Here is a 22594-nt window from a genome sequence, read left to right as displayed (position 1 = left end):
CGGCAAGCTGAACCATCGCTGAACGAATACCAGCAAATGGCCTTCGGCCACTTCGCCGACGCAACTCCTGCAAAACCCGACGGTCTTCTCCCTGTGACAGGACGCCGCCCCGCACAGAAAAAATCTGCTGCGACCACTTGGGAACTCGCCCGAGAGGCCATACTCTGTCGCGCAAATTCCCATGAGGTGGCTGATGCGCACCGACGCTCCCGTTCCAGAACATCCCGCTCCACCCAGCTCTCCCGCGTCCCCACAACGCATCCGGCTGATCGATCGGATTACCGCCTACCGCCAGCCCATCGGCCTGGTCTTCACCTTGCTGCTGTTCGGCCTGGCGCTGGTGGCCTGCTACCACCTGCTACGGGAGATCGATCCCGGCGCCCTCCACGATGCCATCGCCGACGTGCCCAGGCCGGCGCTGCTCGGCGCCCTGGGCGCGACCGCCCTCGGCTTCGTCATCCTGCTCGGCTACGAGTGGTCGGCCAGCCGCTTCGCTGGCGTCACGCTGCCCATGCGCAGCCTGGCCACCGGCGGCTTCAGCGCCTTCGCCATCGGCAATGCGGTAGGCCTGTCGCTGCTTTCCGGCGGCTCCGTACGCTACCGACTGTATTCCCGGCATGGCATCGGCGCTGCCGAAATAGCCCGGATGACGCTATTTGCCAGCCTTTCCCTGGGCTGCGCACTGCCGGTGCTGGCGGCACTCGCCGCACTCTGCGACCTCGACGATGCGGCGTCGGCGCTGCACCTGCCCCGCGCCCTGGTCGCCGTCATCGCGATCGCCGTCCTGTCGCTGGCTGTCGGCCTGGTGGCGTTCCTGGCCCGGCACCGTCTGCCGGGAGAACGGCCGTCCCCCGACAGCCTGCTGGTCCGCCTCGGCCGCCGCAGCCTGCGCCTGCCAGGCCTGCGCCTATCGCTGCTGCAACTGCTGATCACCGCCCTCGACGTCGCCGCCGCCGCTACCGTCCTTTATCTGTTGCTGCCGGAAACCCCACCCTTCGCGGCGTTCCTGCTGGTCTACCTGCTCGCCCTGGCCGCCGGCGTGCTCAGCCACGTACCGGGCGGAGTCGGGGTGTTCGAGGCGGTGCTGCTGGCCGCGTTCGCCGGCCAACTGGGCGCCGCGCCGCTGGCCGCGGCCCTGCTCTTGTACCGCTTGATTTATGTGGTACTGCCACTGCTGCTGGCCTGCCTTTTGTTGCTGTTCCTCGAAGCGCGCCGGTTGTGGGTGACGCGCCAGGCGATCCGCGTCGCCTCGGGTTTCGCCGCACCGATCCTGGCGATCCTGGTCTTCCTCTCCGGTGTCGTGCTGCTGTTTTCCGGCGCCACACCGGCGATCGACACCCGCCTGGAACACCTCGGTTTCCTCATTCCACATCGCCTGATCGATGCCTCGCACCTGGTCGCCAGCCTGATCGGCGTGCTCTGCCTCCTGCTCGCGCAGGGTTTGCGCCGACGGCTGTCGGCCGCCTGGGCCCTGACCCTGGTGCTGTTGCTGGTGGGCGCCCTGCTTTCGCTGCTGAAAGGCTTCGACTGGGAAGAAGCCAGCCTGCTGAGCCTGACCGCCGCGCTGCTCGCCATGTTCCGCCGCTCCTTCTACCGTCCCAGCCGGCTGATGGAAGTACCCTTCTCGCCGCTTTACGTAGGCGCCAGCATCTGCGTGGTCGGCGCCTCGGTCTGGCTGCTGCTGTTCGCCAACCAGGACGTGCATTACAGCAACCAGCTCTGGTGGCAGTTCGCCCTGGACGCCGACGCCCCGCGCGCCCTGCGCGCCGCCCTCGGCAGTTGCCTGCTGCTCCTGGCCCTGGCCCTTGGCTGGCTGCTGCGCGCGGCACCGCCGGCGATCCGCGAGCCGAACGCGGAAGAGCTGCAGCGCGCGGCGCGGATCATCCGCCACTCGGACCAGCCGGATGGCGGCCTGGCCCTGACCGGCGACAAGGCCCTGCTCTTCCATGAGAGCGACGACGCTTTCCTCATGTACGCCCGCCGCGGTCGCAGCATGATAGCCCTGTACGACCCGATCGGCCCGGCCATGCAGCGCGCCGAACTGATCTGGCAATTCCGCGACCTCTGCGACCTGCACCATGCCCGCCCGGTGTTCTACCAGGTGCGTGCCGAGAACCTGCCGTTCTACATGGACATTGGCCTGACCGCCCTCAAGCTCGGCGAAGAAGCGCGAGTCGACCTGCTGCGCTTCGACCTGGAGAACAAGGGCAAGGAAATGAAAGACCTGCGCTACACCTGGAACCGCGGCCAGCGCGACGGCCTGGCCCTGGAGTTCCATGAACCGGGCCAGGCTCCGCTGGACGAGCTGAAGGCGATATCGGACGCCTGGCTGGGCGGCAAGCAGGTGCGCGAGAAAGGCTTCTCCCTGGGCCGCTTCACCCCGGCGTACCTGAACTTCTTCCGCATCGCCATCGTCCGCCACCAGGGCAAGCCGGTGGCCTTCGCCAACCTGCTGGAAACCGACAGCCGCGAACTGGCGAGCCTCGACCTGATGCGCGTGCACCCGGACGCGCCGAAGCTGACCATGGAGTTCCTCATGCTCGGCCTCATCCTCCACTACAAGGCCCAGGGCCACGCGCGCTTCAGCCTCGGCATGGTGCCGCTGGCCGGGCTCCAGCCAAGGCGCGGCGCGCCGTTGACCCAGCGCCTGGGCGCGCTGGTCTTCCGGCGGGGCGAACAGTTCTACAATTTCCAGGGGCTGCGACGCTTCAAGGACAAGTTCCAGCCCGACTGGGAACCCCGCTACCTGGCCGTGCCAGCCGGGCTCGACCCGCTGGTGGCCCTGGCCGATACCGCCGCGCTGATCGCCGGCGGCCTGACTGGATTGGTGAAACGCTGATATGTCTGTCGTGAAACGTCACTGGCGCCGTTTTCTGGTCGCCGCCCTGGTGCTGATCGTTGGTGCCGCCCTGCTGCTCTGGAGCCGACCGGCGGCCCAGGCGAAACTGGAAGCCCTGGACCTCGACGACGGCGGCCACGCCACCCTTGCCGAACCCGGCGAGAAGCCGCGCTCGCGGGTGGTGGTGATCGCCGCCCCCGAACAGCAACTGAACGACGCCCAGATGCTGAACCTGGCTCACGACAGCGCCGCCCGGGTGATCCAGTACTTCCCTCCGGAAAACGGCGATTGCAGGGCGCAGCAGTCCCGGCTCGAAGCGGTCATTGCCCGCCTCGGCGGCAAGCCGAACCTGGTCGCCGGCATCGGCCCAGGCTCGACCACCGCCTGGCGCTGGCTCGCCAGCCAGGACGACGACAAGGCCAAGGCGCTCTCGGTCGGCTTCGACATTGCCCTGGCCGAGCGCGACTGCGACGCCCCGCTGCCGCACCAGGCGTCGCACGGCCAGTGGCTGCTGGCCTGGAACGACAACCCGGACGACGACACCGCAGTCTTCGTCCGCAAGCAGTCGAGCGCGGAAACCAGCATCAGCGACTACGACACCCCGCTGTCCGACGTGCTCGCCCATCAGTTGCGCCTGCAACTGCAAGGCAACGCCGAGGCCCTGCCGGTACTCGAGGTCCCCGCGGCGCAACCCTCGGACATCGTCACCCTGTTCTACTCCGGCGACGGCGGCTGGCGCGACCTGGACAAGGACTCTGCCGAGCATATGGCCAGCATGGGCTACCCGGTGGTCGGCATCGACACCCTGCGCTACTACTGGCAACACAAGAGCCCGGAACAGAGCGCCGCCGACCTCTCCAAGCTGATGCAACACTACCGCGAGAAGTGGGGCGCGAAACGTTTCGTCCTGGCCGGCTACTCGTTCGGCGCTGACATCCTGCCGGCGATCTACAACCGCCTGCCCGGAAAGGACCAGCAGCAAGTGAAAGCCATGCTGCTGCTGGCGCTGGCGCGGACCGGCAGCTTCGAGATCGAAGTGGAAGGCTGGCTGGGCAAGGCCGGCGAGGAAGCCGCCACCGGCCCGGAAATGGCCAGGTTGCCGGCAGCCAAGGTGTTCTGCATCTATGGCGCCGAAGAAAAGGACGAAAGCGGCTGTACCCAATCCCAGGCCGTCGGCGAGAAGCTCGAACTGCCGGGCGGCCACCACTTCGACGAGGACTACCTGTCCCTGGCGAAGAAGATGCTCCAGGCCATCCGCGACCGCGAGAACGCTCCCGACGCCTGATCGCGATCAAGCTCTCCCCGCTCCGCCCTTCTTGTCCCCGGCCGGCGCCAGCTAGACTGAGCCTGCCGGGGGCATTCAGGCTGGCTTCAGCGGAGCCGCCGAGAATACCGGCCGACCCGCCGCAGAGCGGGCTCCCGAGAGCCGAAGAGAAGGAACCGTGATGAGCTGGAAAAACACCGAATCCCGTTATGGGAGCCTGACCATTGTCCTGCACTGGCTGACCCTGCTGCTGATCGCCGGGGTCTACGCCTGTATCGAACTGAAGGGCAATTTCCCCAAGGGCAGCGAAACCCGCGAACTGCTCAAGCAATGGCACTTCATGCTTGGCCTGAGCGTTTTCCTGCTGGTCTGGTTGCGCCTGCTGGTGCGCCTGGCCACCCCTACCCCGCGCATAGAGCCCGCCATCCCCGCCTGGCAGGCGACGCTGGCCAGGCTGATGCACTACGCCCTCTACCTGATGATGATCGGCCTGCCCTTCGCCGGCTGGCTGATCCTCAGCGCCGCCGGCAAGCCGATACCGTTCTTCGGCCTGGAGCTACCGCCGCTGGTCGACAAGAACCCCGACCTCGCCGGGCAAATCAAGGAATGGCACGAAACCATCGGCAACGCCGGTTATTTCCTGATCGGCCTGCACGCCGCCGCGGCGCTCTTCCATCACTTCGTCAGCCGCGACAACACCCTGGTACGGATGCTGCCGCAACGGCGCTGAGAAACGCGCAAAAAAACGCGCCCAATCGGGCGCGCTTTTTTGCAGCGGAGCGGATCAGATCTCGACCTGGGTTCCCAACTCGATCACCCGGTTGAGCGGCAGGTTGAAATAGCGCAGGTTGCCGTTGGCGTTCTTCAGCAGGAAGGCGAACAACCCCTCGCGCCAGCGCGCCATGCCGATGCGCTTGGATGGAATCACCGTCTCCCGGCTGAGGAAGTAGGTGGTGCGCATCGGGCTGAAGTCCAGTTCGTTGAGATGGCACAGGCGCAAGGCAGCCGGGATGTCTGGCTCTTCCATGAAGCCGAAGTGCAGGATCACCCGGAAGAACCCGTCGCCATAGGCCTCGACCTCGAAACGGCGATCCGGCGAAACCCGTGGGCTGTCTTCGTTGACCACGGTGAGCAGCACCACCTGCTCGTGCAGCACCTGGTTGTGCAACAGGTTGTGCAGCAGCGCGTGAGGCACCGCGTCGGTACGCGCGGTAAGGAACACCGCGGTCCCCTGGACCCGGTGCGGCGGCTGCACGCGCATGCTGGAAATGAACACCGAGAGCGGCAGCGAGCCCTCGTCGAGACGCTCCACCAGCAGTTGGCGGCCACGCTTCCAGGTGGACATCAGGATGAAGATGACGATACCCGCGATGACCGGGAAGGCGCCGCCCTGGATCACCTTGGGCAGGTTGGCGGCGAAGAACAGGCTGTCCACCGCGAGCATCACGCAGAAGAACGGGACGCCCAGCCACAGCGGCCATTTCCACAGGCGCCAGATCACCACGCCCATCAGCAGGGTGGTGATCAGCATGGTTCCGGTCACCGCCACGCCGTAGGCAGCCGCCAGCGACGCCGAGGACTCGAAGCCGAGCACCAGCAGGACCACGCCGACCATCAGCGCCCAATTCACCCCGCCGATGTAGATCTGCCCCTGCTCGTGGCTGGAAGTGTGCTGGATGGTCATCCGCGGCACGTAGCCGAGCTGGATGGCCTGGCGGGTCAGGGAGAAGGCGCCGGAGATCACCGCCTGGGAGGCGATCACCGTGGCCAGGGTGGACAGCGCCACCATCGGCAGCAGCGCCCAGCCCGGCGCCAGCAGGTAGAAGGGGTTGCGCGCCGCCTCGGCGTTGGAAAGGATGGTCGCGCCCTGGCCGAAGTAGTTCAGCACCAGCGCCGGCAGCACCAGCAGGAACCAGGCACGGGCGATCGGCTTGCGACCGAAGTGGCCCATGTCGGCGTACAGCGCCTCGGCGCCGGTCAGCGCCAGTACGGTGGCGCCGAGGATGGCGACACCGATGCCGGGATGCGAGCTGAAGAAACGCACGGCCCATACAGGGTTCATCGCCTGCAGCACTTCCGGCTGCTGGATCACCCCGTAGACGCCCAGCGCCGCCAGGGCGCCGAACCAGAGCACCATGACCGGGCCGAACAGGATGCCGATCCGCGCGGTGCCGTGCTTCTGGATCAGGAACAGGCCGATCAGCACGATAAGCGCCAGCGGTACCGTCCAGTGCTCCAGGCCGTCGAAGGCGATCTCCAGCCCTTCTACCGCCGACAGTACCGAGATCGCCGGGGTGATCATGCTGTCGCCGTAGAACAGCGCCGCGCCGATCAGGCCGGCAACCACCACGAAGGTCTGCAGCCTGCCGAACGGCGCCGCCGCCCGGCGCGCCAGGGCCGACAGCGCCATCACCCCGCCCTCGCCCTGGTTGTCGGCACGCAGGACGAAGATCACGTACTTGATGGAAACGACCCAGACCAGCGACCAGAAGATCAGCGAGAGCACGCCAAGGACGCCATCGTGGTTGGCCTGCACCCCGTAGCCGCCGATGAAGACCTCTTTCAGGGTATACAAGGGACTGGTGCCGATATCCCCATAGCAGACTCCAACCGCCCCGACCATCAGGCCGATGGCAGAGCTGGAATGCCCCTCCGACGTCTCCTCGGCACGCGTCGCTGCATCACTCATGAAACGCTTTCCCCCGGAAAAATTCGGCAAATGCTGCGCCCATGCCGTCCGCGATGCAAGCGCCGAGGCCACGGACTGCTATGACTATAGAAGGCCGGGGAGCCGATTGCCGAGCGCCCGCGGTGAGTTTTTCCAGGGCCGGAAAAGAGCTGCACGGGAGACTGGAAAAGCCGCGGCGCTGCCGCTAGAATTGCGCACTTTTTGATCAGAGGCGCCAGCAAGCGCGCCCGCCTACCGAGGTTAGCCATGTCCACCCCCACTCCCAAAGTCGGCTTCGTCAGTCTTGGATGCCCCAAGGCGCTGGTCGACTCCGAGCGCATCCTCACCCAGCTGCGCATGGAAGGCTATGAGGTCGTTCCGACCTACGAAGACGCCGACGTCGTGGTGGTCAACACCTGCGGTTTCATCGACAGCGCCAAGGCCGAGTCCCTGGAAGTGATCGGCGAAGCCATCGCCGAGAACGGCAAGGTCATCGTCACCGGCTGCATGGGCGTGGAAGAGCACGCGATCCGCGACGTCCATCCCAGCGTCCTGGCGGTCACCGGCCCGCAACAGTACGAGCAGGTGGTTACCGCGGTGCACGAAGTGGTGCCGCCGAAGACCGAACACAACCCGCTGGTCGACCTGGTCCCGCCGCAAGGCGTCAAGCTGACCCCGCGCCACTACGCCTACCTGAAGATTTCCGAAGGCTGCAACCACAGCTGCAGCTTCTGCATCATCCCGTCCATGCGCGGCAAGCTGGTCAGCCGGCCGGTCGGCGACGTGCTGAGCGAGGCCGAGCGCCTGGTCAAGGCCGGGGTCAAGGAACTCCTGGTGATTTCCCAGGACACCAGCGCCTACGGCGTGGACCTGAAGTACAAGACCGACTTCTGGAACGGCCAGCCGGTCAAGACCCGCATGAAGGAACTCTGCGAGGCGCTGAGCAGCATGGGCGTGTGGGTTCGCCTGCACTACGTCTACCCGTACCCCAACGTCGACGACGTGATCCCGCTGATGGCCGCCGGCAAGCTCCTGCCGTACCTCGACATCCCCTTCCAGCACGCCAGCCCGAAGGTGCTCAAGGCCATGAAGCGCCCGGCCTTCGAGGACAAGACCCTGGCCCGGATCAAGCAGTGGCGCGAGATCTGCCCGGAACTGACCATCCGCTCGACCTTCATCGTCGGCTTCCCGGGCGAAACCGAAGAAGACTTCCAGTACCTGCTCGACTGGCTGACGGAAGCCCAGCTCGACCGCGTCGGCTGCTTCCAGTACTCCCCCGTCGAAGGCGCTCCGGCCAACGAGCTGGGCCTGGAGCCGGTGCCGGACGAGGTCAAGCAGGACCGCTGGGAACGCTTCATGGCCCACCAGCAGGCGATTTCCGCCGCTCGCCTGCAGCTCAAGGTGGGCAAGGAAATCGAAGTGCTGATCGACGAAGTCGACGAACAGGGCGCGGTCGGCCGCTCCTGGGCCGACGCTCCGGAAATCGACGGCAACGTGTTCGTCGACAGCGACGAGCTGAAACCGGGCGACAAGGTCCGCGTGCGCATCACCGATGCCGACGAGTACGACCTCTGGGCCGAGCTGGTCTGAGCCCCCCTGAAGAGCCCCGCCCCGCGGGGCTTTTTCATCGCCAACCGTTCCGGAGAGCACGATGCTCAACAACGACGTACTACGCAGCCTGCGCTACCTGCTGGATCTTCCCGATGCACATCTGGCCGAACTGGCCGCCCCGTTCGGCGAGCAAGTCGAAGCGGACCTGCTCGAGGCTTACCTGAAGAAGGAAGACGAAGACGGCTTCCAGGCCTGCCCCGACCGCTACCTGGCGCGCTGCCTGGACGGACTGATCATCCAGCGCCGCGGACGCGACGAGTCGCGTCCGCTACCGCCGCTGGAGCTGCCGTTGAGCAACAACATGATCCTGAAGAAGCTGCGGGTCGCCTTCGAACTCAAGGAGGAAGACCTCCATGCCATCCTCGCCAGCGTCGACTTCCCGGTCTCCAAACCCGAGCTGAGCGCCCTGTTTCGCAAGCCCGGCCACAGCAACTACCGGACCTGCGGCGACCAGTTGCTGCGCAACTTCCTCAAGGGCCTGACCCTGCGCGTCCGTGGCTGAACGAGCGGAGCCGCTGCTGGCGGTTCTGCTCCAGGCGCCGCCCTGCGTCGCCCCCTGGTTCCTGGAGTGCCGCCAGGATCGCGCCGGCCTCACCATCCTCGTCCGCGACCTCGCCAACCAGCGCACCTGGCGCGTCGAGTTCGTCGAAGTCGAAGGCCTGCGCCAGCTCGACGCTGCCGACCTGCTGGAATTCTGGCCAGCCTGCGCGGCATCCGAGGGTTGGCTGTACCGGGTCGAGCAAGGCGGCTGGCTGGACCAGGAATGCCGTCGCGAGGGCTTCGTCGCCCGCGAGACCAAGGCCGTCGACGAGTATTTCGTCAATGGCGGCGATCGCTGCCTGAGCGTGCTGTCCTGGTCGCCACCGAAGGTTTCCCCGCTGATCTGACCGCCATGAAAAAAGCCGCCCGTGGGCGGCTTCTCGCGTGGCGCTCCGGCTACATCAGGAAGATCGTCGCCAGGCCGAGGAAGATGAAGAAACCGCCGCTGTCGGTCATCGCAGTGATCATCACGCTGGAGCCCATCGCCGGATCGCGTCCGAAACGATGCAGGGTCATCGGGATCAGCACTCCCATCATCGCCGCCAGCAGCAGGTTCAGGGTCATCGCGGCGGTCATCACCACGCCCAGTTCCCAGTTGCCGTAAAGATAGAAGGCCACCACGCCGATCACTCCGCCCCACGCCAGGCCGTTAACCAGCGCGACGCCAAGCTCCTTGCGCAGCAGGCGGTTGCGACTGTTGCTGGTCGGCTGTACCTGGTCGAGCGCGATGGCGCGGACGATCATGGTGATGGTCTGGTTGCCGGAATTGCCACCGATGCCGGCAACGATCGGCATCAGCGCGGCCAGCGCCACCAGTTTCTCGATGGAGCCTTCGAACAGACCGATCACCCGCGAGGCGACGAAGGCGGTGATCAGGTTGGTGGCCAGCCAGGCCCAGCGGTTGCGCACCGACTTCCAGACCGAGGCGAAGATGTCTTCTTCTTCACGCAGACCGGCCATGTTGAGGACTTCGCTTTCGCTTTCCTCACGGATCAGGTCGACCATCTCGTCGATGGTCAGACGACCGATCAGCTTGCCGCCCTTGTCCACCACCGGCGCGGAAATCAGGTCGTAACGCTCGAATGCCTGGGCGGCGTCGTAGCCGTCCTCGTCCGGGTGGAAGGTCACCGGGTCAGTGGCCATCACTTCCAGCACTTGCTTGTCCGGATCGTTGACCAGCAGGCGCTTGATCGGCAGCACGCCCTTGAGCACGCCGTCGTAGTCGACCACGAACAGTTTGTCGGTATGCCCGGGCAGTTCCTTCAGGCGGCGCAGGTAGCGCAGCACCACTTCCAGGCTGACGTCCTCGCGGATGGTGACCATCTCGAAGTCCATCAGCGCGCCGACCTGGTCCTCCTCGTAGGACAGCGCCGAACGCACTCGCTCGCGCTGCTGCGCGTCGAGGCTTTCCATCAGTTCATGGACCACGTCGCGCGGCAGTTCCGGTGCCAGGTCGGCGAGTTCGTCGGCGTCCAGGTCCTTGGTCGCGGCGATGATCTCGTGGTCGTCCATGTCCGCGATCAGGGTTTCCCGGACCGCGTCGGAGACTTCGAGGAGGATGTCGCCGTCGTCCTCGGACTTGACCAGTTGCCAGACCGTCAGGCGGTCGTCCAGCGGCAGCGATTCGAGGATGTGGGCGATGTCGGCGGGGTGCAGTTCCTCCAGCTTGCGCTGGAGTTCTACGAGATTCTGCCGGTGGACGAGGTTTTCCACCCGGTCATGGTGCTGGCCTTCCTGACGATGGGTCAGGTCTTCCACCACCTTGTGGCGATGCAGCAGCTCGACCACCTGCGCTAGGCGGTCCTGCAGGCTTTCCTGCGGCTTCTTGGCTTCTACTTCGGTCATAGCGCGCTCCACCCCCAGTAGCGGAGCACGCCAAAGGGGTCAATCAGAAACGTGATTGGTCAAACGGGAAACTGTTCGAGTTTCTACTGGGTAAGTCCATGGGGGTGTTCCAAGGGCCCTCTCGGGGCAGATACGGATAATGATAACACTCCGCTTGCGTTTTGCGCGTTACAAAATGGCGGCAAGAACAAGCGCTTGCGGCACAAAGTTCATCGTCACTCGACGCCTGACTGCGACGCCGGAAATTTCACTCAGGACACTCGGCCCCGCGGAAAAAGGCAACGCGTTAGCCTGCACTCACCCTTATCCGACCCGGAGTGCCGCCCATGCGTTCCCTGTCCCTCCTTCTCCTCCTCTCGCTGGCATCCACCTGCGAGGCCGCTGCGGTATTCCGCTGCGAAGACGCCAGCGGCCATGTCAGCTTCACCCAACTCGGTTGCCCCGCCGGGCAGGCCGGCGAGACCGTCGTGGCGGACAACCCGCCGCCGGGAGGCAGGAGCGTCACGCCGAGGGCCGAGACGAAGACGAAAAAGGCGTCCATCGGCCGGAAAAGCGTGCCGCTCGCGGTGATCGGAGAAAGAGAAGATCGCTGCGGCAGACGCCTGGACGAGAAGGAACGCCGCAAGGCGATCGTGGAGCAGCGGATAATGGCGGGAATGACCCGCTCCGATGTGGAGCGGGCGCTGGGCAAGCCGGACCGGGTCAGCGGGAACAATGCGGAGGTGCGTTATCAGTACAAGGCCGACAAGCGACGGGGAGCGAGAAGCGTGAGCTTCGATCAGGAGGGATGTGTGAAGGGAAAGAGAAGGTACCGGGTGGAGCGAGTCGATCCCGGGAGCTAAGGCCGGGCCGTCCTCATACCGATGAAAGCAGGACCGGCATCGCCCTTAGCGTGCCGGGCAGGGTGTCGCCCTGCCTGCATGGAAAAGACGGACGACAGTCTTCAGCAACCTACCGCCTGCCCGCCGTGCACGCCTCTGGCTGGCGGTTATGGTCAGGCTCAATCCTCTTTCTGCGGTTCGCCGGGCAACAACGCGCGTGATGAACAGACCGCGATACAGGTGGAATCCCGTTTGCACGTCCACCGTTTCGGAAGCGCCTTGCAGTGAAGTCAAGGCAGCGATGCCCTTGCGCACACGGCACTCGTTCAACGCGCGGCTGCCTCCCTCCATCGGCAGCAAGGAGGGCAACGGCTCGCCAGCGGGCGCATGGTCGACAATGCTGCCGACGATGGTGATGAGCTTGTCGCCGCGCGCGCTGACGGCAGCCTCTTGCCCCGTCTCGACGACACTCCCGGCAGCCTGCGCGAGGTTTTCGGAAATCACCGCATCCAGGCGAACGATGCCGACGCGACGACTGATCAACATGACCATGGATCTCTCCTCTATGTATGGATGGCATCGCTACGATGCATCGCAACGACCTCTAGTAAGCCGTTCCACCCGTCCCCCCGGAGGCCTGCCCGGAAGCGGTGCGCTCGAGGTCGACGAGCAGCACGTGTTCGTGAGCGAGAACAAGGTCGAAACGAGCCTGTCCCAGCGCCTGGCCATCCTGCACGACGGACAGGTTTTCGATGGGCGTCAGGCGCAGCAGGCTGGCCTTCAGCACGCGCAGGCGCTCGCCGGCATTGCCTGACTGCAGCAGGCAGCGGGCATCCTGCAGGTACTGGTGCGCCTCGGGACCATGCCAGGTCAGGCGAAAGATGCTCTCGCAACTGGCCAGCAGGGACTCCTGCTCGCCACTGGCGGAAAACTCCCGCCGCACCTTGCCAAGCAGGCTCGAGGACTCCAGGCGCAAGGTCATGAAGGGGATGGCCGGCGGGGCCAGCAGTTGATCGGCATCGATGACGCTGCCGGCGGGCAGGCCGAACAACTGCCGCAACGTTTCGCGCAGGGCGGCGTGATCCAGGCGCACGGTTGCACTGGACATGTCGAACTCCTTTTTCAGGATGGATGGATGACGGACAGGCACCGACGCGGCGGATACAACCGCCGGCCAGGCCGGAGCGAAGTACGTTCGTTCAATGCAGGCGCAGGACCCGCGCCAGGTTGCCGCGCGCCTGCAACAGCAGGACCAGCAGCACCAGCAGTACCCCGAGCATCCACGGCGAGAGGTGCTCGGCACGATACAACCCGGCCACTATTCCCAGCGCCTGGCAGCCGGTGCACAACGCCAGCAGGTAGGCGCACAGGGAAACGCCGGGGCGGAAACGCGCGCCGGCGCGGCGATAGGTGATCAGGCGCATGCAGATCGCCGAGCAGACCAGCACGGTCAGGGTGGACAGCGGATCAACCATCGGACTTGCCTCCCCGGCGGCGCAACAGCCCGCGCATCCAGCTGGGCAGTTCGCCGCCACGCATCCACTCGAGCATGCCGATGCCGCCGGTCACGCAGAGGGTCGCGGCGACGAAGGCGGCCATGCCGCTGGTCTGGGTCAATCCGCGGCCGAGCGCCTCGATTCCGGCGTAATAGCCGCCGACCCAGGACACCAGCAGGTAGCCGAGGCGGGTCAGGGCGTTGTAGTCACGGGCGAACACGACAAAGAAGATGGCGCCGCCGAAGCCTCCCAGCAAGGCGTTGCCATCGATACCCGGCAGGTACATGGCCAGGCCGACGCCAGCCATTGCGCTGGCGGCGGAGGCCGCAGAGCTTGGCTCGGACATGGATGACTCCCGGAAATGCAAAGGCCCGCCGAAAAGGCGGGCCCGGAACGGCCGAAGCCCGCATCGGCGGGCTTCGGCCAGAGGAATTTCAATCGTGGAGAATTTATACCTTTATCGTCCCATAGCGTCAATATGGGAAAACCCGTTTTCATACAGAAATTTTTTTAGCGCTCGCCCACGATCCCCACCTCCGCCATCGGCTCCTCCAGCCGCTGCAAGGCCTGGCGCAGCAAAGCGACGACCCGCTCGCGCCATTCCTTGTCCCAGCGATGCAGGGTGCTCTTCGACAGCCCGCTGAGTCGCTCGATCTCGCGGATGCTCGACGGCGGACGACGGAACATGCGCATCAGCAAGGCCAGGGTTGCCCGCTGCTCGATCAGGTCGGCCCCGGGCTTCAGCCAGTCGCGCAAAGCCGCCAGGCCAAGGACGAAATCCCGCCCGCGGGCGAACTCGGCCCGCACCACCGCCAGCTCCAGTGGGTGCGCAGCCAGCTGGCGCTGGGCGAAACGCACGGTCATCACCGCCTGGGCCTGCCATTCGTGCGGACTCAAACCGCTGGGCAGGTGTTCGATGAAGCTGCGATCGAAGCGCTCGCGCAGGCCATCGATCACCATCGCCGTCGACGACTTCGGTCCCGGCTGGTGCTCGAACATCCAGTAGGCCACGGCCAGCGCCTGCTCGGTACTTTGAAACATGGTATTCCCTCCTTGGCCGGCCCACCTGGCTGGCCGCTCGCATTAGCCACCCGCAGTGGCTGTGTTGGGCCGCCGTCCTACCCGAGGCGAGTAGGAAAGCGCTGAAATTATGGTAATACCCATATACGGAGGCTTGCAATGCCACAGGCACACCCTTAGTCTTGCCCCCTATGGAACTCAAAGATCGCATCAAGGCGGCGCGCAAGCACGCCCATCTCAGCCAGGTCCAGCTTGCCCAGGCGGTAGGCATGACCCAGACCTCCATTTCCGATCTGGAGCGCGGCAAGTCCCGCGCCACCAGCTTCGTCGCGCAGATCGCCGGCGCCTGCGGCGTCAACCCCCTGTGGCTGGCGGAAGGTCGCGGCGAGATGCTCGCCGAGCGCGGCCAGGCGAATGCAGGCCCCAATGCCAGTTGGCTTGGCGCAGTAGAGTCATGGGACGACGAAACGCCCCTGGATGCCGACGAGATCGAACTGCCCTTCTACAAGGAGATCGAGCTGTCCGGCGGCAAGGGCAGCACGGTGATCCTGCAGACCGGCGGGCGCAAGCTGCGCTTCGGCAAGTACACCCTGCGCAAGAAGAACATCGATCCGGCCAGTGCAGCCTGCGTCACGGTCAGCGGCAACAGCATGGAGCCGGTGCTGCCGGACGGCAGCACGGTAGGCGTGGACACTAGCGCGCGGACGATCAAGGACGGCGACATGTACGCCTTCGACCACGACGGCCAACTGCGCGTGAAACTGCTTTACCGCCTTCCAGGCGGCGGCCTGCGCATTCGCAGCTTCAACAGTGACGAGCATCCGGACGAGCGCTACGAGCCCCAGGAAGCCGCCGAGCACATCAACGTGATCGGCCGGGTGTTCTGGTACTCGGTGCTGGTCTGACCCCTTCCCGCCCCGCCTGACGACGGGGCCGCGTTCCGGCGGAAGAAAAATCCCGGGCAAAGAAAAAGGGCCTGCATTGCTGCAGGCCCTTTCGGTATGGCGCACTCAGGAGGATTCGAACCTCCGACCGCTCGGTTCGTAGCCGAGTACTCTATCCAGCTGAGCTATGAGTGCGTGTCGGTGCTTTTTCCGGCCACCTGCCGGTAACGCTTGTTTTACCGTGAAAGACCGCAACTGTCGATCCTTCGCTCGCCGAGCCCCTGACGAGAGGAACCCTTCGAAATATGGCGCACTCAGGAGGATTCGAACCTCCGACCGCTCGGTTCGTAGCCGAGTACTCTATCCAGCTGAGCTATGAGTGCGTCGTGGGGGCGCATTATAGATTGTGGATTTTATCCGTCAAGCGATTTTTTCAATCAAATCAGTAACTTAGTTACCAAGATGGCTTTCGCCGCCTGAATCAACCTCTAACACTTGAATGGCGGAGAGGGGGGGATTCGAACCCCCGACACCCTTTTGAGGTGTACTCCCTTAGCAGGGGAGCGCCTTCGGCCACTCGGCCACCTCTCCGCAACACGGGGCGCATGATACCCATCTTTACCCCGTTTGCAAAGGGAAAATTAGATAAAAATTAATGGTTTGGCTCTTGATCTTTCTCTTTCTGGATGCGCTGGTAAATTTCCTCCCGGTGTACGGCGACTTCCTTCGGCGCGTTGACGCCGATGCGCACCTGGTTCCCTTTGACACCCAGTACCGTCACGGTGACGTCGTCACCTACCATCAGGGTCTCTCCGACCCGACGAGTCAGAATCAGCATTCCTTTCTCCTCACGCGAATATTTCAGGACAACAGTCTGCAAAAAAGAAATGGCGGCGGATCCGCAGAAATCAAGAGCGCGATCCTTCACCCAGTATTGACCAGTCCCGCCGGAATGAAAGTTCCTGCCAAACGGTCAAAAACGACAAAAGGCGCGGGGTTGCCGCGCCTTTCGCCTGCCAGCGTCACTCACCCTGTCGCGCCGGCGCGTCGAGCTCGAACGCCGTGTGCAGAGCACGTACCGCCAGTTCCAGGTACTTCTCTTCGATCACCACGGAAACCTTGATTTCCGAGGTGGAGATCATCTGGATGTTGATGCTTTCCTTGGCCAGCGCTTCGAACATGCGGCTGGCCACGCCGGCGTGCGAACGCATGCCGACGCCGACGATGGAAACCTTGGCGATGTTGGTGTCGCCGATGGCTTCGCGCGCGCCGATGTTGGCGGCGGTCTGCTTGAGGATTTCCAGGGCGTTCAGGTAATCGTTGCGATGCACCGTGAAGGTGAAGTCGGTGGTGTTATCGTGCGCCACGTTCTGCACGATCATGTCGACTTCCACATTGGCGGCACTGATCGGCCCGAGGATCTTGAAGGCCACGCCGGGGGTATCGGGTACACCACGGATGGTCAGCTTGGCTTCGTCGCGGTTGAAGGCGATGCCGGAGATGATCGGCTGTTCCATGGATTCCTCTTCATCATCGATAGTAATGAGGGTGCCCGGACCCTCCTGGAAGCTGTGCAGCACGCGCAGCGGAACGTTGTACTTGCCGGCGAACTCGACCGCCCGGATCTGCAGCACCTTGGAACCGAGGCTGGCCATTTCCAGCATTTCCTCGAAGGTGATCTTGTCCAGCCGGCGGGCCTGCGGCACTACGCGCGGATCGGTGGTGTAGACGCCGTCGACGTCGGTGTAGATCTGGCATTCGTCGGCCTTCAACGCCGCCGCCAGGGCCACCCCGGTGGTATCGGAACCGCCGCGGCCCAGCGTGGTGATGTTGCCGTTGCCGTCGACGCCCTGGAAACCGGCGACCACCACTACCCTGCCGGCCTTGAGGTCGGCGCGGATGTGGGTGTCGTCGATGTGCAGGATGCGCGCCTTGGTGTGCGCACTGTCGGTGAGGATACGCACCTGGTTGCCGGTATAGGAGACCGCCGGCACGCCGCGCTTGATCAGGGCCATGCTGAGCAGGGCGATGGTCACCTGCTCTCCGGTCGAGACCATGACGTCCAGTTCGCGCGGAACCGGCTGCTCCATGATCTGGTTGGCCAGGCCGATCAGACGGTTGGTCTCGCCGCTCATGGCGGATACCACCACGACGACGTCATCGCCCGCTTCGCGGAATTTCTTCACCTTCTCGGCCACCTGCTCGATACGCTCGACGGTGCCGACGGAGGTCCCTCCAAACTTCTGTACGATCAAAGCCATTTCAAACCGCCTGATTCCGTGAAGGGCGCCCTTTTGAACCTGCCACATTCTTTCGCTACCCGGACTGGCGGGGCGCACCGCCGGCCGGGCATCAAGGGGCGCTGGCCGCCCGGCCCCGCATCGCTCTGGCGCGGGGCCGGCATGGCATCAGAGCCCTTGCTCGACGAAGCGCTGGGCCAGGGCCAGGGCCTCGTCCAATTTCGCTGCATCGGTGCCGCCGCCCTGGGCCATATCCGGGCGTCCGCCACCTTTGCCACCAACTGCCGCCGCGGCTTGCTTCATAAGCTCGCCGGCCTTCAGTTGGCCGGTCAGGTCCTGGGTCACGCCTGCGACCAGTACGACCTTCCCGTCCAGCTCGCCGCCGAGCAGGATCACTGCGCGGCCGAGCTTGTTCTTCAACTGGTCGACCAGCGCCAACAGCGCCTTGCCGTCCAGACCATCGAGGCGCGCGGCGAGTACCTTCGCGCCCTTGATTTCCACCGCCGCCGCCGAAAGGTCGTCGCCGGCCGCGCTGGCAGCCTTGGCCTTGAGCTGTTCCAGCTCCTTCTCCAGCGAGCGGTTGCGCTCCAGCAGGGCGCCGAGCTTGTCCAGCAGGTTGTCGCGGCTGCCCTTGACCAGGCTGGCGGCTTCCTTGAGCTGCTCCTCGGCACCGTTCAGGTAGGCCAGCGCCGCCGCGCCGGTGACCGCCTCGATACGGCGTACGCCAGCAGCCACGCCACCCTCGCTGGTGATCTTGAACAGGCCGATGTCGCCGGTGCGGGATACGTGGGTGCCACCGCACAGCTCGACGGAGAAATCGCCGCCCATGCTCAGTACGCGCACCTGGTCGCCGTACTTCTCGCCGAACAGCGCCATGGCGCCCTTGGCCTTGGCGGTGTCGATATCGGTTTCCTCGGTCTCGACCTCGGTGTTGCGACGGATTTCGGCGTTGACGATATCCTCCAGGGCCTTCAGTTGTTCCGCCTTGATCGCCTCGAAGTGGCTGAAGTCGAAACGCAGGCGCTGGCTGTCCACCAGCGAGCCCTTCTGTTGTACGTGGTCGCCCAGTACCTGGCGCAGCGCGGCATGCAGCAGGTGGGTCGCGGAGTGGTTGAGCGCGGTGGCCTGGCGTACCGAGGCGTCGACCTCGGCCTTGACCGCGCCGCCGACGCTCAGGTTGCCCCGGGCGACCACGCCATGGTGCAGGTGCGCGCCGCCAGCCTTGGTGGTATCGCGCACGTCGAAGCGCACGCCAGCCGCCTCGAGGTAGCCACTGTCGCCGACCTGGCCGCCGGATTCGGCGTAGAACGGCGTCTGGTCGAGGACCACGACGCCCTCCTCGCCCTCCTCCAGGCGCTCGACGGCCTGGCCGTCCCTGAACAGCGCGACGATCTGCCCGGCGCCGGAGACGCCCTGATAGCCGAGGAAGCGGGTCTCGCCGTCGACCTTGACCAGGCTGTTGTAGTCCATGCCGAAGGCGCTGGAAGCGCGGGCGCGCTCGCGCTGGGCCTCCATCTCGCGCTCGAAGCCGTCCTCGTCGATGGTCAGCTCGCGCTCGCGGGCGATGTCATTGGTCAGGTCGACCGGGAAGCCATAGGTGTCGTACAGCTTGAACACCACGTTGCCGGGAATCACGCTGCCCTGCAGTTCGGCGAGGTCCTGTTCGAGGATCTTCAGGCCTTGCTCCAGGGTCTTGGCGAACTGCTCTTCCTCGGTCCTCAGCACGCGCTCGATGTGCGCCTGCTGTTGCTTCAGCTCGGGGAAGGCATCGCCCATCTCGGTGACCAGCGCTGCGACGATCTTGTGGAAGAAGGTGCCCCTGGCGCCCAGCTTGTTGCCGTGGCGGCAGGCGCGGCGGATGATCCGCCGCAAGACGTAGCCGCGCCCCTCGTTGGACGGCAGTACGCCGTCGGCGATCAGGAAGCTGCAGGAACGGATGTGATCGGCTACCACCTTCAGCGACGGCGCGTCGTCGTTGGCGCAGCCGATGGCCTCGGCGGAGGCTTTCAGCAGATTCTGGAACAGGTCGATCTCATAGTTCGAGTGCACGTGCTGGAGTACCGCGCTGACGCGCTCCAGGCCCATGCCGGTGTCCACGCTCGGCGCCGGCAGCGGGTGCATGACGCCGTCCGCGGTGCGGTTGAACTGCATGAACACGTTGTTCCAGATCTCGATGTAGCGGTCGCCGTCCTCTTCCGGCGAACCGGGCGGGCCGCCCCAGATCTCCGGCCCATGGTCGAAGAATATCTCGGTGCAGGGACCGCAGGGTCCGGTATCGCCCATCGCCCAGAAGTTGTCGGACGCATAGGGCGCGCCCTTGTTGTCGCCGATCCGCACCATACGCTCGGCGGGCACGCCGACTTCCTTGGTCCAGATGTCGTAGGCCTCGTCGTCGGTGGCGTAGACGGTGACCCAGAGCTTTTCCTTGGGCAGGTTCAGCCATTTCTCGCCGGTGAGGAACTCCCAGGCGTAATGGATGGCGTCGCGCTTGAAATAGTCGCCGAAGCTGAAGTTACCCAGCATTTCGAAGAAGGTGTGGTGCCGCGCGGTGTAGCCGACGTTTTCCAGGTCGTTGTGCTTGCCGCCGGCGCGCACGCATTTCTGGCTGGTGGTCGCACGGGTGTAGGCGCGCTTTTCCAGGCCGAGGAAGCAGTCCTTGAACTGGTTCATGCCCGCGTTGGTGAACAGCAGGGTCGGATCGTTCGCCGGGATCAGCGAACTGGAAGCGACACGGGTGTGTCCCTTCTCTTCGAAGAAGCGGAGGAAGGCTTCACGGATTTCAGCGCTTTTCATAGGTTCTTCCACGGAAAATTGGCGGCCACGAATCGCCGGCAAAGGGCCGCATTATATCGGCCCTTGGGCAAGGTTGTAGTGTATTTGCGCGATAGTTATTGCCTATTGCCGACCTTTTCGCTTATGAGCGACGAAAGGCCGCGAAGGCATCCAGTACTTGTCCTATGGACTCGGCGGAAACGTCCAGGTGGGTGACCAGGCGCAAACGCGCCGCCGCGCTGATCCGCACCCCGCGCTCGGCGAGGAAGTCGCGCAGCGCGACCGCCCGCTCGCCGACATCGACATAGACCATGTTGGTCTGCACCGGCTCCACCGCATAGCCCAGTTCGCGCAGCCCGTCGCCCAGGCGCGCAGCGTTGGCGTGGTCGTCGGCCAGGCGTGCCACCTGGTGGTCGAGGGCGTACAGGCCGGCAGCCGCCAACAGGCCGGCCTGGCGCATCCCGCCGCCGACCATCTTGCGCCAGCGACGGGCCTTGCCGATCAGTTCGACGCTGCCGCAAAGCACCGAGCCCACCGGCGCACCGAGGCCCTTGGACAGGCACACCGACACCGAGTCGAAGTGTCGGGTGATCTCGCTGGCGTCTACGCCCAGCTTCACCGCCGCGTTGTACAGGCGCGCGCCATCCAGGTGCAGGGCCAGGCCACGCGCGCGAGTGAAGGCGCGCGCCGCGGCCAGGTAGTCGAGCGGCAGCACCTTGCCCTGCATGGTGTTTTCCAGGGCCAGCAGGCGGGTCCTGGCGAAGTGGAAATCGTCGGCCTTGATCGCCGCCGCGACCTTGTCCAGGTGGAGCGATCCGTCGGCCTCGCCGTCGATCGGCTGCGGCTGGATCGAGCCCAGCACCGCGGCACCGCCGCCCTCGTATTTGTAGGTATGCGCCTGCTGGCCGACGATGTATTCGTCGCCGCGCTCGCAGTGGGCCATCAATCCGAGCAGGTTGCTCATGGTCCCGGTCGGTACGAAGAGCGCCGCGGCGAAGCCCAGGCGCGCCGCCAGCTCGGCCTCCAGGCGGTTGACCGTGGGGTCCTCGCCATAGACGTCGTCGCCCAGTTCGGCCGCGGCCATGGCTTCGCGCATGCCGGCGGTGGGCTGGGTGACGGTGTCGCTGCGCAGGTCGATGACAGGCACGGAGGGCTCCTCGGTTCGGCGGAAAAGCCCGATCCTACGGCGCTCTAACGACAGCCACAAGGGAAGTCGGGAAATCTTCCCGGCCGCAACGGAAACGGAGCGCCGAAGCGCTCCGTCATGATCGAGAGGGAAGGCCGATACGCCTCAGAGCTTGGCCGGCACCACCAGGATTCCGGCACGCAGGCCGTTCTTCACCCGTGGATTGGGGAAGATGATGCGCGCGCCGACCTCGTCCACCACCCAGCGCGTGCCGCCGATATCCTCGGCCAGCAGGTAGCCCGGCGAGAGTTCGGTGAAGTTGGCCACGTCGTCGTCGAGGTGCAGGCGGAAGTGGTCGCTGTGCTTGATCACCTCGCGCGACACGCTGAACAGCTTGAGGCCGTCGAGCCGGGAGCCGTCCGGCTGTTCCTCGCTGCCGTCGATCAGCAGCTCCAGGCTCCGCTCCAGGCGCTCCAGGTTGACCTCCTGGTTCTCTCCGAACGGACGTGCCTTGCCCAGTTCCAGGGTAAAGGCCTCGGCGCCGAGCTGGCCGTAGGTGTAGGCGCTGAAGGTGATGCCCGGCTTGTTCTGCAACAGCACCGCCTCGATGCCGGCGTCGCGCAGGCGGGCCAGTTCGCTGCGGGAATGCTGGCGGCCCTCGGCCCAGGGGTAGAGGGCGAACTGCTCGATCTTCGAGCCGCGGATCGCGGTATGCAGGTCGTAGTGCAGGTGGACTCGCTCGGTCTTGCTGAAGAACACCTGGGCCAGGCGCTCCAGCTCGGCGGCACGGAAGGCCTCGTTGCCGCTGCCCTCCTCGTGGCGACCGTTGAACAGGCGGTTCATGTCCTGTTCGACGTAGCGCTCGCCGCGGCGGATGGCTTCGGGGTTGCCGAACAGGAAGAGGACCCTGGCGGCAGGCTTGAGGGTGCCAGCGGCGACCTTGCGGATCAGCCGTTCGAGCAGTTCGATGGGCGCGGTCTCGTTGCCGTGGATACCGGCCGAGAGCAACAGGTCGACGCCGTTATCGCGGGCGCCGATCGGCGTGACTTCCAGCGCGCCCTCGGCCAGCCAGTGCAGGCGGGTGCCGTCGGCGGTGAGCTGGATCTTCTCGGTCGGCTCGCGGCCGGCCAGGGTCAAGTCGAGCAGTTTGCCGAGGGCGAGCATGGGATGTCCTCAGTCAGTGGGTGTGGTCGCAGCCGCAGTCGGGGCCGTGCTCGTGGTCGTCGCCCTCTTCGATCGGCTCCATCTCCAGTTGCAGGCTGACCAGGTTGGTCGCCATCGGCCGCAGCAGCAGGTTGGTGTATTCGGTATCGCCGTCTTCGACGTCGACGCCGATCAGCAACTGGCCGTTGCCGGCTTGCTGGACCCACACTTCCTTGCCCTGCCAGACCACGGCGAAACGGGTGCAGGAAGTTTCCAGCTGGGTGCCGTCGGTATCTTCGAGGATCAGTTGCAGGCTATCGGACAT

Annotated in this window: 21 protein-coding genes and 3 tRNA genes; 8 read left to right on the top strand and 16 right to left on the bottom strand. The window is 65.2% G+C overall.

The window, feature by feature from the left end; genetic code table 11:
* The first annotated feature begins 193 nt into the window (after positions 1-193).
* The 3 genes from mprF (at position 194) to JHD77_RS16160 (ending at position 4833) form a co-directional block, all read left to right on the top strand.
* Positions 194-2839 carry a bifunctional lysylphosphatidylglycerol flippase/synthetase MprF gene (gene mprF / locus JHD77_RS16170; RefSeq protein ID WP_003104749.1) on the top strand — a complete coding sequence of 882 codons (2646 nt, stop codon included), beginning with the start codon at positions 194-196 and terminating at the stop codon, positions 2837-2839.
* 1 nt (position 2840) lies between these two features.
* Complete coding sequence (locus JHD77_RS16165) at positions 2841-4124, top strand: virulence factor family protein (RefSeq protein ID WP_003112596.1); 1284 nt, start codon at positions 2841-2843, stop codon at positions 4122-4124.
* Between the two features lie 160 nt (positions 4125-4284).
* Complete coding sequence (locus JHD77_RS16160; RefSeq protein WP_003454537.1) at positions 4285-4833, top strand: cytochrome b; 549 nt, start codon at positions 4285-4287, stop codon at positions 4831-4833.
* A 54-nt stretch (positions 4834-4887) separates the two neighbouring features.
* Here JHD77_RS16160 and JHD77_RS16155 read toward each other — a convergent pair whose 3' ends face one another.
* The gene (locus JHD77_RS16155) at positions 4888-6792 is read right to left on the bottom strand and encodes a potassium transporter Kup (protein ID WP_003104754.1); all 1905 of its coding nucleotides are present in this window, start codon (positions 6790-6792) and stop codon (positions 4888-4890) included.
* A 246-nt stretch (positions 6793-7038) separates the two neighbouring features.
* Here JHD77_RS16155 and rimO point away from each other — a divergent pair, with 246 nt between their 5' ends.
* The 3 genes from rimO (at position 7039) to JHD77_RS16140 (ending at position 9269) form a co-directional block, all read left to right on the top strand.
* On the top strand, positions 7039-8361 hold the full coding sequence (gene rimO, locus JHD77_RS16150) for a 30S ribosomal protein S12 methylthiotransferase RimO (protein WP_003086001.1): 1323 nt from the start codon (positions 7039-7041) through the stop codon (positions 8359-8361).
* A gap of 61 nt (positions 8362-8422) precedes the next feature.
* Entirely contained in the window at positions 8423-8884 is a 462-nt protein-coding gene (locus JHD77_RS16145; protein WP_003085999.1) for a DUF1456 family protein, read from the top strand.
* Positions 8877-9269, top strand: coding sequence for a hypothetical protein (locus JHD77_RS16140; RefSeq protein WP_031755608.1), 393 nt, complete (start codon positions 8877-8879; stop codon positions 9267-9269). The genes JHD77_RS16145 and JHD77_RS16140 overlap by 8 nt, the downstream gene beginning before the upstream one ends.
* Before the next feature lie 49 nt (positions 9270-9318).
* On the opposite strand, the gene mgtE is transcribed toward JHD77_RS16140, so the two are convergent.
* Positions 9319-10767: a magnesium transporter gene (gene mgtE / locus JHD77_RS16135; RefSeq protein ID WP_003085996.1), complete on the bottom strand. Its 1449-nt coding sequence runs from the start codon at positions 10765-10767 to the stop codon at positions 9319-9321.
* A 326-nt stretch (positions 10768-11093) separates the two neighbouring features.
* Between mgtE and JHD77_RS16130 the strand changes: the two genes are divergently transcribed.
* Positions 11094-11609, top strand: a complete 516-nt coding sequence (locus tag JHD77_RS16130; RefSeq protein ID WP_031755610.1) for a DUF4124 domain-containing protein — start codon at positions 11094-11096, stop codon at positions 11607-11609.
* Positions 11610-11654: 45 nt separating this feature from the next.
* Here the strand turns inward: JHD77_RS16130 and JHD77_RS16125 are convergent, their stop codons facing one another.
* The 5 genes from JHD77_RS16125 to JHD77_RS16105 form a co-directional block, all read right to left on the bottom strand.
* Positions 11655-12140, bottom strand: coding sequence for a hypothetical protein (locus JHD77_RS16125; protein ID WP_031755612.1), 486 nt, complete (start codon positions 12138-12140; stop codon positions 11655-11657).
* A gap of 52 nt (positions 12141-12192) precedes the next feature.
* Positions 12193-12696 (bottom strand): phage neck terminator protein, encoded by a 504-nt coding sequence (locus tag JHD77_RS16120; protein WP_003145589.1) that lies wholly within the window; start codon positions 12694-12696, stop codon positions 12193-12195.
* Positions 12697-12787: 91 nt separating this feature from the next.
* Positions 12788-13063: a phage holin family protein gene (locus JHD77_RS16115; RefSeq protein ID WP_003085989.1), complete on the bottom strand. Its 276-nt coding sequence runs from the start codon at positions 13061-13063 to the stop codon at positions 12788-12790.
* Entirely contained in the window at positions 13056-13430 is a 375-nt protein-coding gene (locus JHD77_RS16110; protein WP_003104765.1) for a phage holin family protein, read from the bottom strand. The genes JHD77_RS16115 and JHD77_RS16110 overlap by 8 nt, the downstream gene beginning before the upstream one ends.
* Positions 13431-13594: 164 nt before the next feature.
* Positions 13595-14125, bottom strand: a complete 531-nt coding sequence (locus JHD77_RS16105) for a hypothetical protein (RefSeq protein WP_003159664.1) — start codon at positions 14123-14125, stop codon at positions 13595-13597.
* A gap of 170 nt (positions 14126-14295) precedes the next feature.
* Here JHD77_RS16105 and alpR point away from each other — a divergent pair, with 170 nt between their 5' ends.
* A complete protein-coding gene (alpR, locus tag JHD77_RS16100; RefSeq protein WP_003085982.1) occupies positions 14296-15009 on the top strand; it encodes a transcriptional regulator AlpR in 714 nt (237 codons plus the stop codon).
* A 97-nt stretch (positions 15010-15106) separates the two neighbouring features.
* Here the strand turns inward: alpR and JHD77_RS16095 are convergent.
* The 9 genes from JHD77_RS16095 to JHD77_RS16055 form a co-directional block, all read right to left on the bottom strand.
* Positions 15107-15183, bottom strand: a tRNA-Arg gene (locus JHD77_RS16095).
* A gap of 111 nt (positions 15184-15294) precedes the next feature.
* Positions 15295-15371 (bottom strand) — tRNA-Arg (locus JHD77_RS16090).
* Between the two features lie 117 nt (positions 15372-15488).
* Positions 15489-15579: transfer RNA gene (locus JHD77_RS16085), tRNA-Ser, on the bottom strand.
* A 61-nt stretch (positions 15580-15640) separates the two neighbouring features.
* Positions 15641-15826, bottom strand: a complete 186-nt coding sequence (gene csrA / locus JHD77_RS16080; protein WP_003085981.1) for a carbon storage regulator CsrA — start codon at positions 15824-15826, stop codon at positions 15641-15643.
* Between the two features lie 184 nt (positions 15827-16010).
* A complete protein-coding gene (locus JHD77_RS16075; RefSeq protein ID WP_003085971.1) occupies positions 16011-17249 on the bottom strand; it encodes an aspartate kinase in 1239 nt (412 codons plus the stop codon).
* 147 nt (positions 17250-17396) lie between these two features.
* The gene (gene alaS / locus JHD77_RS16070) at positions 17397-20021 is read right to left on the bottom strand and encodes an alanine--tRNA ligase (RefSeq protein ID WP_003159662.1); all 2625 of its coding nucleotides are present in this window, start codon (positions 20019-20021) and stop codon (positions 17397-17399) included.
* A 121-nt stretch (positions 20022-20142) separates the two neighbouring features.
* Complete coding sequence (ltaE, locus tag JHD77_RS16065; protein ID WP_003112603.1) at positions 20143-21147, bottom strand: low-specificity L-threonine aldolase; 1005 nt, start codon at positions 21145-21147, stop codon at positions 20143-20145.
* 144 nt (positions 21148-21291) lie between these two features.
* Entirely contained in the window at positions 21292-22290 is a 999-nt protein-coding gene (gene astE, locus JHD77_RS16060; RefSeq protein WP_003112605.1) for a succinylglutamate desuccinylase, read from the bottom strand.
* 13 nt (positions 22291-22303) lie between these two features.
* Positions 22304-22594, bottom strand: a complete 291-nt coding sequence (locus JHD77_RS16055) for a hypothetical protein (RefSeq protein WP_003085959.1) — start codon at positions 22592-22594, stop codon at positions 22304-22306.

This window comes from Pseudomonas sp. P20, from assembly GCF_016463925.1.
GTDB classification, from domain to species: Bacteria; Pseudomonadota; Gammaproteobacteria; order Pseudomonadales; family Pseudomonadaceae; genus Pseudomonas; species Pseudomonas aeruginosa.
Note: the sequence above shows the minus strand (reverse complement) of the source record. Positions and strands in the feature narration are given on the sequence as shown.

What these genes read in the sequence shown, in the direction of transcription:
- alpR (WP_003085982.1), top strand. Translation starts at nt 14,296, where the DNA reads ATGGAACTCAAAGATCGCATCAAGGCGGCGCGCAAGCACGCCCATCTC.
- mprF (WP_003104749.1), top strand. Translation starts at nt 194, where the DNA reads ATGCGCACCGACGCTCCCGTTCCAGAACATCCCGCTCCACCCAGCTCT.
- csrA (WP_003085981.1), bottom strand. Translation starts at nt 15,826, where the DNA reads ATGCTGATTCTGACTCGTCGGGTCGGAGAGACCCTGATGGTAGGTGAC.
- rimO (WP_003086001.1), top strand. Translation starts at nt 7,039, where the DNA reads ATGTCCACCCCCACTCCCAAAGTCGGCTTCGTCAGTCTTGGATGCCCC.
- JHD77_RS16110 (WP_003104765.1), bottom strand. Translation starts at nt 13,430, where the DNA reads ATGTCCGAGCCAAGCTCTGCGGCCTCCGCCGCCAGCGCAATGGCTGGC.
- JHD77_RS16130 (WP_031755610.1), top strand. Translation starts at nt 11,094, where the DNA reads ATGCGTTCCCTGTCCCTCCTTCTCCTCCTCTCGCTGGCATCCACCTGC.
- JHD77_RS16075 (WP_003085971.1), bottom strand. Translation starts at nt 17,249, where the DNA reads ATGGCTTTGATCGTACAGAAGTTTGGAGGGACCTCCGTCGGCACCGTC.
- JHD77_RS16120 (WP_003145589.1), bottom strand. Translation starts at nt 12,696, where the DNA reads ATGTCCAGTGCAACCGTGCGCCTGGATCACGCCGCCCTGCGCGAAACG.
- JHD77_RS16055 (WP_003085959.1), bottom strand. Translation starts at nt 22,594, where the DNA reads ATGTCCGATAGCCTGCAACTGATCCTCGAAGATACCGACGGCACCCAG.
- astE (WP_003112605.1), bottom strand. Translation starts at nt 22,290, where the DNA reads ATGCTCGCCCTCGGCAAACTGCTCGACTTGACCCTGGCCGGCCGCGAG.
- mgtE (WP_003085996.1), bottom strand. Translation starts at nt 10,767, where the DNA reads ATGACCGAAGTAGAAGCCAAGAAGCCGCAGGAAAGCCTGCAGGACCGC.
- JHD77_RS16160 (WP_003454537.1), top strand. Translation starts at nt 4,285, where the DNA reads ATGAGCTGGAAAAACACCGAATCCCGTTATGGGAGCCTGACCATTGTC.
- JHD77_RS16105 (WP_003159664.1), bottom strand. Translation starts at nt 14,125, where the DNA reads ATGTTTCAAAGTACCGAGCAGGCGCTGGCCGTGGCCTACTGGATGTTC.
- JHD77_RS16165 (WP_003112596.1), top strand. Translation starts at nt 2,841, where the DNA reads ATGTCTGTCGTGAAACGTCACTGGCGCCGTTTTCTGGTCGCCGCCCTG.
- JHD77_RS16155 (WP_003104754.1), bottom strand. Translation starts at nt 6,792, where the DNA reads ATGAGTGATGCAGCGACGCGTGCCGAGGAGACGTCGGAGGGGCATTCC.
- alaS (WP_003159662.1), bottom strand. Translation starts at nt 20,021, where the DNA reads ATGAAAAGCGCTGAAATCCGTGAAGCCTTCCTCCGCTTCTTCGAAGAG.
- JHD77_RS16115 (WP_003085989.1), bottom strand. Translation starts at nt 13,063, where the DNA reads ATGGTTGATCCGCTGTCCACCCTGACCGTGCTGGTCTGCTCGGCGATC.
- JHD77_RS16125 (WP_031755612.1), bottom strand. Translation starts at nt 12,140, where the DNA reads ATGGTCATGTTGATCAGTCGTCGCGTCGGCATCGTTCGCCTGGATGCG.
- JHD77_RS16145 (WP_003085999.1), top strand. Translation starts at nt 8,423, where the DNA reads ATGCTCAACAACGACGTACTACGCAGCCTGCGCTACCTGCTGGATCTT.